General features: G+C 54.0%; 12 protein-coding genes. 3 read left to right on the forward strand and 9 right to left on the reverse strand.

Annotation, left to right across the window (positions count from 1 at the left end; genetic code table 11):
* Positions 1-131 precede the first annotated feature (131 nt).
* Positions 132-1,112: an enoyl-[acyl-carrier-protein] reductase FabK gene (fabK, locus tag RUMCAL_RS14120; protein ID WP_021683714.1), complete on the reverse strand. Its 981-nt coding sequence runs from the start codon at positions 1,110-1,112 to the stop codon at positions 132-134.
* 34 nt (positions 1,113-1,146) lie between these two features.
* A complete protein-coding gene (locus RUMCAL_RS14125; RefSeq protein ID WP_021683715.1) occupies positions 1,147-2,154 on the reverse strand; it encodes a beta-ketoacyl-ACP synthase III in 1,008 nt (335 codons plus the stop codon).
* 276 nt (positions 2,155-2,430) lie between these two features.
* Here RUMCAL_RS14125 and fabD point away from each other — a divergent pair, with 276 nt between their 5' ends.
* From fabD to RUMCAL_RS14140, 3 genes are read left to right on the forward strand one after another with little or no spacing between them, the layout of a single operon-like run.
* Positions 2,431-3,342, forward strand: coding sequence for an ACP S-malonyltransferase (gene fabD, locus RUMCAL_RS14130; protein WP_040648468.1), 912 nt, complete (start codon positions 2,431-2,433; stop codon positions 3,340-3,342).
* Complete coding sequence (locus tag RUMCAL_RS14135; RefSeq protein ID WP_021683719.1) at positions 3,342-4,181, forward strand: shikimate dehydrogenase family protein; 840 nt, start codon at positions 3,342-3,344, stop codon at positions 4,179-4,181. Before fabD ends, RUMCAL_RS14135 begins: the two co-directional genes overlap by 1 nt.
* Positions 4,182-4,189: 8 nt before the next feature.
* Positions 4,190-4,681, forward strand: coding sequence for a shikimate kinase (locus RUMCAL_RS14140; RefSeq protein ID WP_021683720.1), 492 nt, complete (start codon positions 4,190-4,192; stop codon positions 4,679-4,681).
* 87 nt (positions 4,682-4,768) lie between these two features.
* Here RUMCAL_RS14140 and RUMCAL_RS14145 read toward each other — a convergent pair whose 3' ends face one another.
* The 7 genes from RUMCAL_RS14145 to RUMCAL_RS14175 form a co-directional block, all read right to left on the reverse strand.
* Positions 4,769-5,854, reverse strand: a complete 1,086-nt coding sequence (locus RUMCAL_RS14145) for a dockerin type I repeat-containing protein (protein WP_040648470.1) — start codon at positions 5,852-5,854, stop codon at positions 4,769-4,771.
* 202 nt (positions 5,855-6,056) lie between these two features.
* Positions 6,057-6,470, reverse strand: a complete 414-nt coding sequence (locus tag RUMCAL_RS14150) for an iron-sulfur cluster assembly scaffold protein (RefSeq protein WP_021683722.1) — start codon at positions 6,468-6,470, stop codon at positions 6,057-6,059.
* Positions 6,460-7,647 carry a cysteine desulfurase NifS gene (nifS, locus tag RUMCAL_RS14155; RefSeq protein ID WP_021683723.1) on the reverse strand — a complete coding sequence of 396 codons (1,188 nt, stop codon included), beginning with the start codon at positions 7,645-7,647 and terminating at the stop codon, positions 6,460-6,462. The genes RUMCAL_RS14150 and nifS overlap by 11 nt, the downstream gene beginning before the upstream one ends.
* Before the next feature lie 112 nt (positions 7,648-7,759).
* Positions 7,760-9,049, reverse strand: a complete 1,290-nt coding sequence (locus RUMCAL_RS14160; protein ID WP_040648473.1) for an O-acetylhomoserine aminocarboxypropyltransferase/cysteine synthase family protein — start codon at positions 9,047-9,049, stop codon at positions 7,760-7,762.
* 297 nt (positions 9,050-9,346) lie between these two features.
* On the reverse strand, positions 9,347-10,093 hold the full coding sequence (locus tag RUMCAL_RS14165; RefSeq protein ID WP_040648476.1) for a polysaccharide deacetylase family protein: 747 nt from the start codon (positions 10,091-10,093) through the stop codon (positions 9,347-9,349).
* A gap of 348 nt (positions 10,094-10,441) precedes the next feature.
* Complete coding sequence (locus RUMCAL_RS14170; RefSeq protein WP_021683728.1) at positions 10,442-11,410, reverse strand: TIGR03943 family putative permease subunit; 969 nt, start codon at positions 11,408-11,410, stop codon at positions 10,442-10,444.
* A 15-nt stretch (positions 11,411-11,425) separates the two neighbouring features.
* Positions 11,426-11,769: CobW C-terminal domain-containing protein (locus tag RUMCAL_RS14175; RefSeq protein ID WP_021683729.1), on the reverse strand; the 344-nt coding region annotated here is incomplete at its 5' end.

The following is an 11,769-nucleotide window of genomic DNA, read 5'->3' on the forward strand; positions in this document are numbered from 1 at the left end:
CTGCCTTAGTTCTTGCCTAGGGAATCACTGAATAAAGCCCGCCTGACGGCTTTGCACGCAATCTGCGTGCAGATTTTTCGTCATATTGCCCAGAAATCCCTTGCCATACGGAAAGTATGCCTGCGGAATTTCTATGCAATCTGTCGACCGAAAAATCTGACGACGCATCTTACCACAAGCTTTGCTCGGTGTTTCTCTAACAACTGATATGCTTCTGCCCACATCTCGTCGATGACTTCCTTGCAGGGCTTGACATCGTGCACCATGCCGGCGATCAGACCGCACAGGAACGAGCCTTCGTCCACGTTGCCGTCTACCACTGCCTTGCGGAGAGAGCCGACTGTCATTGCCTCGAAATCCTCCGGCGGGCAGGCTGCCTTTTCCATTGCCTGCAACTTCTTGGTGTACTTGGTCTTGATGCCGCGGCAGGGGCTGCCGGAATAGAAGCCGGTGATCTGGTTGTCGGTGTCCTTTGCCTTAACGACCAGTTCCTTGTACTTCGGAGAGATCTGGCATTCCTCTGTTGCGAGGAACCGTGTGCCCAGCTGTACGCCCTCGGCACCCAGCATAAAGGCTGCGGCGATGCCTCTGCCGTCAGCGATACCGCCGGCAGCAATGACCGGAATGTCTACCGCATCGACCACCTGCGGCACCAGACACATGGTGGTGTTCATGCCGATATGTCCGCCGGACTCAGTGCCCTCTGCCACCAGTGCATCTGCACCGGAACGCTCCATACGCTTTGCCAGAGCCACAGACGGCACCACCGGAATCACCTTGATGCCGGCATTTTTCCACGCCTCCATGTACTTGCCGGGGTTGCCGGCACCGGTAGTCACGATCGGCACCTTTTCGTCAATGACCAGCTGTGCCAGATCGTCAGCGTTGGGGCTCATGAGCATGATGTTCACGCCGAACGGGTTCTGCGTTTTTTCCTTGCAGATACGAATCTGTTCCCGCAGGTAATCAATGGGGGCACTGCCGCCGGCGATCAGGCCGACTGCTCCGGCATTGGATACCGCAGATGCCAGTGTGCTCTCTGCGATCCACGCCATACCGCCCTGAATCATGGGGTACTTGCTCCCCAGCAGTTTTGTAATTCTGGTTTCCATAGCTATGTTCCTTTCTATTTCAGGAGATGTTTTCTCAATATTCCATAATCAGTGCTGCATAGGTCAGACCTGCTCCGAAGCCGACCAGACAAACCTTATCGCCACGCTGGATCTTTCCGGCACGGATCGCTTCATCAAAGGCAATGGGGATCGAAGCACTGGAAGTGTTGCCGTGATATTCGATGTTGGTGATGACTTTTTCCATAGGCTGCTTCAGGAACTTCATTGCCGTTTCAATGATACGGATATTTGCCTGATGCGGAACGATCTTATCCAGTTCGTTCAGGTCGAAGCCGATCTTTTCCGCTGCCATTGTTGCCGCCTTTGCCAGTGCGTGGGTGGCGAACTTGTACACCTCTCTGCCGTCCTGCAGCATGGTGTGTTCCCAGCCCTCCGGACCTGCTCCGATGCCGTCATCATATTCTGCCCGACGCTCCGGCTTCACAAAGGGCGACTGAGGCAGTGCACTGTGGGCATAGAGGAACTTTGCACCGGTGCCGTCTGCACCCAGATGGCTGGTGTACAGAGCATCTTCCTTGTACTCGATGACTGCCGCTGCGGCACCGTCCCCGAAGAGAATGCAGGAAGAACGGTCACTATAGTTGGTGATCTTGGAAAGGCTCTCGTTTGCAACAACCAGTGCATACCGCATGGAGGAATCCGTTTTCAGGAAGCGGTGTGCGGTGTCCATGGCATAGACAAAGCCGGAGCATGCCGCATTCATATCAAAGCATGCCGCATTGGCTGCACCGGTTTCCCGCTGAATGATGCAGGACATAGACGGGGTGCAGTACTCCGGTGTAATGGTGGTGTCGATCAGCAGACCGATCTCCAGCGGATCGATGCCTGCCGCAGCAATGGCACGCTTGGCAGCTTCTGCCCCCATGTACCATGTCGGCTCGCCGTCTGAAATGTGGCGGGTGCCGATGCCGGTTCTGGTGCGGATCCACTCGTCGTTGGTTTCAACGATCTTTGCCATATCCTCATTGGTCACCTGAAATGCAGGCGTATAGCTTCCTGTTCCTAAAACGCGAATTCCCATGGAAAAATTTCCTCCGTTCCTCTTGTCACTTTCCTCATTTTGTGGTATGATAGATAGGGAACGTACCGCAGACAGAGGTTTCGGTACGCCCTGTAAAATTTAGAGTTTCCCTGCAATCACAGGATACACTTTCTATTATAGAATATTTTTACGCAATTTGCAATGTTTCCGAGTGGTTTTTCAAGTCGTGAAAGAGGAAATACTATTTTTTGCACAAATCTAAGCCTCTGATTTTGTACATCTTTGTACAACTCTTATGAGAAAGGAATGGTAGTTATGGCAACAATCGCACTTTTTTCCGGACAGGGTTCTCAATATGAGAAGATGGGACTGGATCTGGTACAGCAGGACGCTGCACTGGAGGAAATTTTTGAAGTCGCTTCGGAGGTTCTGGGCTTCGATCTGTATGCGGTCATCGCAGACAGCGACGCACAGACACTGGCTCACACCATTTATGCCCAGCCGGCAATCATGGCAACTTCTCTGATCTGCCTGGAGGCAGCCAAGAAGCATGGTTTCACCTATGACGCCGTTGCCGGCCACTCTCTGGGCGAATATGCCGCAATGGTCGCTTCGGGCATGCTCTCTCTGGAGGACGGCTTTCGGGTCATCAAAGCTCGTTCAGAAGCCATGGACGCTGCGGCAAAGGCAGCCGACGGTGCCATGTGTGCAATCCTGAAGCTGGCTCCCGCAGAAGTGGAACGCATCTGTCAGGAAACGGAAGGCTATGTCATTCCGGCAAACTACAACTCCAGCGTACAGACCGTGATCGCCGGCGACCGTGATGCTGTGGAAAAGGCGGCTGCCGCTTGTGCCGCACTGAAGGCAAGAGCCGTACCGCTGGCTGTGGCAAGTGCATTCCACACAAAGCTGATGCAGCCGGCTGCGGATACCTTTTATAAAGCGATCCAGAACGTGAAGTTCTCTGCTCCGACGGTGCCCTTCTACTCCAACGTGCTGGGTGCTGTCCGGACAAACTTCTCCGATATGCCCAAGGCTCTGGCGGAACACATCGTTTCTCCGGTACGCTTCACCGACGAACTGGCAGCCATGCAGGCAGCCGGCATTGACACCTTTGTGGAATTCGGTCCCAAGAGCGTTCTCACCGGACTGGTCAAGAAAACCCTCAAGGGCGTGACTGCAAAGAACGTGGAAAATGTGGACACACTGGAAGGAGCACTGGCATAATGGAACAGTATACACTGATCGGACACCCGCTGGGACACTCCATGTCCCCGTTTATTCACGAACGGCTGTTCGCCATGGCGGGCAGAGAAGCCAGCTATACCCTTACCGACATTGCACCGGAGCATCTGGAGGGAAAAGAGCCCTATCTGCGTAGCTTACAGGGATTCAACATTACCATTCCCCATAAAATGGCGATTATTCCCATAGTGGACGAACTGGACGAAAGTGCAAAGCGGTACAACTCCGTCAACTGTGTGGCAAACCAGAACGGCAAGCTGATCGGCTATAACACCGACTGTGACGGCTTCACCATGTCTGTGAAAGAGTACCCCATGGACGGCAAGGTGCTGCTCATCGGCTGCGGCGGCGTAGGCAGAATGATCGCCACCGAAGCCCTGCGGCACGGGGCGAACCTGACCATTGGCATTATCCCGCAGGACAAGGAGCTGGTGGAAGCGTTCATTCAGGAAGCAAAACAGACCATGCCGGAAGCCAAGGTGACCTATGCTGTCACTGCGGACATTCACGACAAGTTTGATGTCATCATCAACGCTTCTCCGGTGGGCATGTTCCCCAAAGTGGACGCGTGTCCGGTATCTGATGAACTGATCGACGGGGCGAACTATTTCTTCGATGTCATCTACAACCCCACCAAGACGCTGTTCCTCCGCAAGGCTCTGGCTCAGGGCAAGGTGGCAAAGGGCGGTGCCGCTATGCTGGTATTGCAGGCAGTCCGTGCCCACGAGATCTGGAACGGCGACAGCTATACCGACAAGCAGATCGAATCCATTATCTGTGACATGGAAGAACGCATCGACGAACAGAACCAGACAAAGTGAGGCTGCATATGACGATTTTTCTTTGCGGCTTCATGGGCTGCGGCAAAACCACTGTGGGCGAGATTCTGGCGAAGCAGCTGGGGCTGCCGCTGATCGACACGGACGCTTATATTGTGGAACAGGAAGGCAGGAGCATTCCGGAAATTTTTGCTCAAGAGGGCGAACCGTATTTCCGGAAGGTGGAGGCTCAGGCGATCCGCACCCTGTGCACCAAAAACGCCGTGATCGCCTGCGGCGGCGGTGCCATGCTGAATCCGGACAGTGCTGCCTACGCCCGCGAAAACGGAGCTGTGGTGCTGCTGAACGAATCCTTCGACACCTGCTATGCACGGATTCAGGGCGACACCAACCGCCCCATTGTGCAACGCAGCACCAAGGAAGAACTGCACCAGCTGTTTGACCAGCGTGCCGGCATCTACCGTGCCCACGCTTCCCACGTGGTAGACGGCGGTGTTTCGCCGGAACAAATGGCGGAACGTGTCGCCGCAGCGGTACAGTGACCGAACACCATACAACAGAAACAAAAAAACGCCGTCCGACAGGAGCATATGCCTGCCGGACGGCGTTTCTTATCGTTATCTGTCCTGTTATTCTGTCCAACTCGGTGTCAGACCTGCACCCTTTTCGGCACAGTATTTCAGAATCATATACATATCGGTGGTGTCGATTTTTCCGTCCCCGTTGACATCTGCCGCGTCCAGTGCAGCTGCTTCAGCAGCTTCGCCGTCTGTGGTCAGAGTGACAGCTTCCTTGCCGGAACCTTTCCACGCCAGATACTGCATGACGGCATAGAGGTCGCTGCTGGTGATCGCCTCGTCATTGTCCACATCGCCGGTATAGTACGCAGCAGTCAGGTCTACCGGCTCTCCGGAAGTCTGTATACTCTCGGCTGCTGACATCAGATATTCCAGCCCCACTTCTGCGGCGGGATATGCCTCCTGCAATTTTTCTGCAAGAGCGATGCCGTCATAGATGGATTCTACCTTGGTAACGTTGATCGATTCCCAAGAAATGCCGTCGCTGTAATCGATATTTCGGATTTCCACTTCTGCATCAGAATCCACTGTCCGTGCCAGCCGGAGCACAGCATCTTTTTCGGATTCCTCCACATTTTTCACCCAGATGCCGTTGTAGTAGTTCCCCTCTGCTCCCATTGCACAAACTGCGTGATAGGTTGACTGGAGCAAAACGCCGGCTTTCTGCAAGTCACGGGTAAGCTTCAGCACAGCATCTCGCTTGTTTTCAAAATCAGCGGGATTTTTGGAATTTACGCCGTCTGCATTCTTCTCATCACACATGGAAATCAGCCAGTTCTTATCACTGTCCTGAATCTTACTGTATCCGCCGAAGCCCAATGCCGCCTGATTTTCGGCGTAGACCTTTTCAAATGTATCCAGATCGGAAACCAGAATCCCCGTATTATTAAACATATAGTGTTCAAAAATATACAGATTTGCCGATTCGGCTTTTCCGTCGGTATAAACGGTATAGGCATCGCTGTAATTTGTCGCCCTTGCCAAAAAAGACTTATCGTCCAGTTCGGTGTATCCCTTGGGTGGTTCCAGACTGGTGCTGTAAAACGCCACCGCACCGGCAGACATACTGGAAACAGAAGCCGCCGCTGTAGTCACTGCCAACGCAGATCCCAGTATCCTTTTCCATTTTTTCATCATAAAAATCATCTCCTTTATAATAATGAGGGATTGTGTTCCCATTTTCATTATAATTATTTTATGCACATCCGTCAATATCAACAGCAGAATTTCGGTATCTTCAACAAGAAATGATACTCTATTTTGTTCCTCCACGAAAATATTGGAGAAATCTGGAAAATGCAAAAAGACCGCACATTTCAAATGCACGGTCTGAGTTTGCCTATTCTTCCTCATACACCGGAAAATCTGCCGGATCATAGGGAATGTGGCTGCGGTCGTAGTAGTCCCTGACCGCGGCACGGACTGCCTGCTCCGCCAGCACGGAACAGTGCAGCTTCTGTTCCGGCAGCCCGTCCAGAGCCTCTGCCACGGCCTGATTGGTGAGAGCCAGTGCCTGTGACAGGGGCTTTCCGGTAATCAATACCGTTGCCATGGAACTGGAAGCAATGGCAGTGCCGCAGCCGAACGTTTCAAAGGTCGCCCTGGTGATGATGCCGTCCTGAATTTTCAGGTAAATTTTCATGGTATCGCCGCAGCGGGCACTGCCCACCTGTCCCACGCCGTCTGCGTCCTCCATGATGCCGACGTTCCGCGGGTTCATGAAATGATCCATGACCTTTGCACTATATAACATGGGGCTTTCTCCCTTCTTCCAAGTCCCGCCAAACCGGCGACATGCTCCGCAGACGTGTCACCACTTCCGGCACTGCTTTCAACAAGTATTCCACTTCTTCCGGCGTGTTCTCCGCAGACAGCGACAGCCGCAGAGAGCCGTGTGCCGCCTCATAGGGCACGCCCACTGCCAGCAGCACATGGCTGGGCTCCAGTGAACCGGAGGTGCAGGCAGAGCCGGAGGAGGCACAGATGCCCTTTGCGTCCAGCAGAAGCAGCAGGGCTTCGCCCGCTACGCCCTCGAAGCAGAAGTTCACGTTCCCCGCCAGACGGTTCTTCCGGTCGCCGCTAAGCAGACTGTGGGGAATGGTTTCCAGCCCTGCGATCAGCCGATCCCGCAGACCGGCAACATAGGCAGCGTTCTGTTCCAGATTTGCACATGCTTCCCGCAGTGCCGCCGCCATGCCTGCGATTGCCGGCAGATTTTCCGTGCCGGCACGCATGCCCCGTTCCTGTGCCCCGCCGCAGATCAGGCTGTGCAGCGGTGTCCCCCGTTTGGCGTACAGCACACCCACGCCTTTGGGACCATGGAATTTATGGGCGGACAGAGAGAGCATGTCCACCGGCAATTGCGACAGGTCGATCGGCACATGTCCCACCGCCTGCACGGCATCGGTGTGGAACAGCACACCCTTTTCACGGCAGACTGCTCCGATCTCTGCAATGGGTTCGATCGTGCCAATTTCATTGTTGGCAAACATCACACTGACCAGACAGGTGTCCGGACGAATTGCCGCCTGCACCGCTTCCGGTGTAACCATACCGGTTTCCGAAACCGGCAGCAGCGTCACGGAAAAGCCCTCCTCCTCCAGCTGCTTCAGGGTGTGAAGAATGGCGTGGTGCTCGATCGCGGTGGAAATGAGGTGCTTCTTACCGGACCTGGCACCGGCATAGGCGGCAGACCGCAGTGCCTGATTGTCGGCTTCGCTGCCGCCGGAGGTGAAGTAGATCTCTCTCGCCGTACAGCCCAGACAGCCGGCAATGTCCTGCCGTGCCTGCAACAAGGCTTCTGCGGCAGCCTGCCCTATATGGTGCAGACTGGAGGGGTTGCCGTAGTTCTGTTCCAGACAGGACAGCATGGCACGCACTGCCGCTTTAGAGGGCTTTGTGGTAGCTGCATTATCTGCGTATATTTGCAATGGGGATTCCTCCGTTTCCTTAGAACAAAAAGCGGGGATTGCCGCTGGTTTCCGGCACTCCCCGCTTTTCTATTGATAACCAGTTTTCTCTCTCGAAATTGCTGTTGGTTTTTTACTTGACTGCCTCGAAGCCCTGCTCCAGATCTGCCAGAATGTCGTCGATATGCTCGATACCGATAGACAGACGAACGGTGGTCGGTGTGATGCCGGCTGCCAGCAGTTCTTCCTCAGTCATCTGCGAATGGGTCGTAGATGCCGGATGGATCACCAGAGATTTCACGTCTGCGACGTTTGCCAGCAGCGAGAAGATCTTCAGGGATTCTGTGAACTTCTGTGCCTGCTCCTTGGTGCCGTTCAGTTCGAAGGTGAAGATCGATGCACCGCCGTTCGGATAGTACTTGTTGTACAGTTCCAGATCCTTGCCGGTTGCCTGCGACGGGTGGTTGACCTTCTTGACCATGGGGTGATTCTTCAGGTAATCTACCACCTTCAGAGCGTTCTCTACGTGGCGTTCTACACGCAGGGACAGGGTTTCCAGCCCTTGCAGCAGCAGGAACGAATGGAACGGGGACAGGGTCGCACCGGTATCCCGCATCAGGGTGGTGCGAAGCTTCATGATATAGGCGATATTGCCGCATGCTTCTGTAAAGACAACGCCGTGATAGGACGGATTCGGCTTAGACAGTCCCGGGAACTTGTCGCTTGCTGCCCAGTCAAATTTACCGCCGTCTACAACAACGCCGCCCATCACGGTACCGTGACCGCCGATGAACTTGGTTGCAGAGTGTACCACAACATCTGCACCGTGTTCCAGCGGACGGAACAGGAACGGTGTTGCGAAAGTGTTGTCCACGATCAGCGGCAGACCGTGCTTGTGAGCGATCTCTGCAATTGCTTCCATGTCTACCACGTCAGAATTCGGGTTGCCCAGAGATTCCACATACACTGCCTTGGTGTTCGGGCGAATGGCTGCTTCGATATTTGCCGGATCGTGTGCATCTACGAAAGTGGTTTCGATACCGATCTCTGCGTAAGTGTTTGCGAACAGGTTATAGGTGCCGCCGTAAACCGTCTGCGAAGAAACGATATGGTCGCCGCTGCCTGCGATATTGCGAATGGAATAGTCAATTGCTGCGGAACCGGTTGCGGTTGCCAGTGCAGCTGCACCGTTTTCCAGTGCGGCGATACGCTTTTCAAAAACGTCGTTGGTCGGGTTCATCAGACGGGTGTAGATGTTGCCCGATTCTGTCAGACCGAAACGGCCAGCTGCCTGTGCGGAATCCTTGAACACATAAGAAGTGGTCGCATAGATCGGCACTGCTCTTGCATCAGTGGTCGGGTCCGGCTGTTCCTGACCGACATGTACCTGTTTGGTTTCAAAACGATATTCCTGATTTGCCATGGTGAATCTTTCCTTTCTATTTCGTCCGTGCCCTGCGGGCATTCAGAAAACACTGCTAGCAGATTGTGTGCAAAGCCGTCAGACGGGCTTTATGCAGTGTTTCTTTCGGTTTGGTTTCCTTTGCTATGGTTGTATTATATCACAATTCGCCTATAGTGTCAATAGGTTTTCTATGTGTTTTAAAATTTTGACGTTTTAGACAGATACCGTACTGTGAAATTGCCCCATATCTGCGGAAAGGTACAACATTCGGCAGCCGTGACAAAAACAACCCGACAAATCGTCGGGTTGTTTCCATTACAGTGTATATCCCTCTGCACGGAGGGCATCGATCAGGTCGCCCAGAATCTCGGCGTTAGTGGAAGACACCGCGTGCAGCAGGAGGATCTCGCCGCCGTGTGCGTGTGCCCTGAGCCGTTCCAGAGATTCCGCCGGATCCGGCTGGGCATCGGTTTTCCAGTCCACGTAGGCATCGCTCCAGAACAGTGTCCGATAGCCGCATGCCTGTGCGGTTTCCAGTGCCGCCTCGGAGTATTCCCCGCAGGGGCAGCGGAAATACTGCATCTCATAGCCGTATTTGTCCAGCACATACTGGTGCAGATCCATAATTTCCGCCTTGGCTTCTGCTTCGGAAAGCGTAGGCAGGCTGGCATGTGTCATGCCGTGGTTGCCCAGCACGTGTCCCTCTGCGATCATGCGGTTCACAAGATCTGTTTCCTTTTTGGCATAGTCGCCGGTGAGGAAAAAGACGGCGTGCACCTGCTTTTCCCGCAGGGTGTCCAGAATCTGTCCGGTATAGCCGTTCTCGTACCCCTGGTCAAAGGTCAGCAAGATCTGGCTGCGGTCGGGCGTTGTGGCGTAGGCATCGTATCGGGCATACTGTGCGTCAAATGCCACCGCATCAACGGGACGGTTTTCACTGTCCACCGCGGTGCCCTGCCCGTAGCCGATCACCTCGCCGCTGACGGCACTGACCGGCGAAACCGGAAGCACTGCCACTGTCAGCAAGCCGGACAACAGACCAGTCGTCCAACGATTTCTCATCTGCATTCCCTCCCTCGCTGCATTTGCAGCTGTAGAGAGTTTGTGCAGAATGGGAGTGAAAATTCGTTGGAAATATCCCGCTGGGATATTTTCAAGTTATTTCTTTTTGAAAAAGGGCAGCCAGGGAAAGCGGTCTTGTTCGCTTTCCCTCGAAAATCTGTCGATTTTCTCACCCTTTTCTCCGTGTGCCCAAAGCATGGCACAGAGATTTCGCTGTCTGCGGACAGCGACCAGGGCTTCTCGCCCTGGACCTCGCCAGCATTTTTGAAAAACTGCTGGACCGAAAAACTTTACTTTTCGGTGCAATTTTTCACCATGCGTACAGCACCTCGCAAGCAGCGATTCGCCTTAATAGAACGTTGCCACTTCCTGTTCCGGTGCACTTGTCATCACGACTTCCTGCACCTGCAACACCGGTCCCTTGCCGCGGTACAGCTTATGCTTCTGCACGTGGATCTTTCCGGTCACCTGCACCCACTGCCGTGTCTGGAGCACGCTTGCCTTTTCCCACTCTGCCACAACGCAGCTATACGTAATATCTTCCACACAGCAGGTCATCACGTGTCTGCCTACGGCAAACGTATTGGGCGGGAATTTCGGATCTACGGCAACAATACCGCGGAATGAAACGGTCTTGCCGTCATATTTTTTCGGGTCTTCCATGATGTCCCGATACCACAGAGCATAGTCCGTGTCTGCCAGCCGAATCACCGGTGCATTTACGTCAAAGGGCAGCGGATCCTCGATCTCGTCGTATTCCACATGTCCGTCTGCATACTCATAGGCAATATCTGTCCGGCGGCTGACACCGCGGACGATCTTGTGAAATTCCATTTTGTCCATGTCCTTGCCGAACCGGTTGAATACTACCAGTTCGCAGGTGTTCAGCTTGTCCACCACAAGGCTCCGCATATTGGCGTTATATTGCAGGAACGTGGTGGCATCGGCAAAGAACATTTCCTGATACACTGCCCAGTCGTCCGGCAGATTCTGGAACAGCTGCTGTAGCTGCCACATGCCGTTGTACTCCAGCACCACGCGGGTAGCACCGCATTCTTTCAGCAGTTCCTGCAAGTGTGCCGGATTCAGTTCCTCCGGCTCCTCAATGGTGCGGATATAGATCTCCTGACAGGGCATAGCGGAAATATCGTATTCCTCCTCGCCCTCCTCACAGAGCAGCAGCATGGTCTTTTCGCCGGAATTGAACCGCTTGTCCTCTAAGGTTTCCTGAATAAACTTGGTCTTGCCTGCTTCCAGAAAGCCGGTAAACAGGTATACCGGAACGTCATTTTCCTGAGGCTGTTGTCCTCCTGCCATGATGTTGTCCTCCTTTTATTCTGCGTGGAACAGTTCGGTCAGGGCATCTTCGTGAATGCCGGAGCCAATAACACAAAGCCGTCCGGTGGTGCCGGCACTGCCGCTGCGAACGTCCGGTGTACCCGGTACATAGTCAAAGTGGATCCAGCTGCCGTCCTCTGCCGGTACAATGCCCTTGGCACGGAGGATCATGCCGTACTTGTCTGCGTCTTCCAGAGCCGTCAGAGCGTTGGTGATCTCCTCCTTGGTGTACTTCCGGGCAGACTCTACGCCCCAGCTGGTAAACACTTCGTCTGCATGGTGGTGATGCTCGTGATCGTGGTCATGGCAGCCGCAGGTGCAGTTCTCGTCATGTTCGT

Origin of the sequence: Ruminococcus callidus ATCC 27760, assembly GCF_000468015.1 — a bacterium.
GTDB lineage: Bacteria > Bacillota > Clostridia > Oscillospirales > Ruminococcaceae > Ruminococcus_C > Ruminococcus_C callidus.

What these genes read in the sequence shown, in the direction of transcription:
- RUMCAL_RS14150 (WP_021683722.1), bottom strand. Translation starts at nt 6,470, where the DNA reads ATGTTATATAGTGCAAAGGTCATGGATCATTTCATGAACCCGCGGAAC.
- RUMCAL_RS14140 (WP_021683720.1), top strand. Translation starts at nt 4,190, where the DNA reads ATGACGATTTTTCTTTGCGGCTTCATGGGCTGCGGCAAAACCACTGTG.
- RUMCAL_RS14170 (WP_021683728.1), bottom strand. Translation starts at nt 11,410, where the DNA reads ATGGCAGGAGGACAACAGCCTCAGGAAAATGACGTTCCGGTATACCTG.
- RUMCAL_RS14145 (WP_040648470.1), bottom strand. Translation starts at nt 5,854, where the DNA reads ATGATGAAAAAATGGAAAAGGATACTGGGATCTGCGTTGGCAGTGACT.
- fabD (WP_040648468.1), top strand. Translation starts at nt 2,431, where the DNA reads ATGGCAACAATCGCACTTTTTTCCGGACAGGGTTCTCAATATGAGAAG.
- RUMCAL_RS14160 (WP_040648473.1), bottom strand. Translation starts at nt 9,049, where the DNA reads ATGGCAAATCAGGAATATCGTTTTGAAACCAAACAGGTACATGTCGGT.
- RUMCAL_RS14125 (WP_021683715.1), bottom strand. Translation starts at nt 2,154, where the DNA reads ATGGGAATTCGCGTTTTAGGAACAGGAAGCTATACGCCTGCATTTCAG.
- RUMCAL_RS14135 (WP_021683719.1), top strand. Translation starts at nt 3,342, where the DNA reads ATGGAACAGTATACACTGATCGGACACCCGCTGGGACACTCCATGTCC.
- fabK (WP_021683714.1), bottom strand. Translation starts at nt 1,112, where the DNA reads ATGGAAACCAGAATTACAAAACTGCTGGGGAGCAAGTACCCCATGATT.
- RUMCAL_RS14165 (WP_040648476.1), bottom strand. Translation starts at nt 10,093, where the DNA reads ATGAGAAATCGTTGGACGACTGGTCTGTTGTCCGGCTTGCTGACAGTG.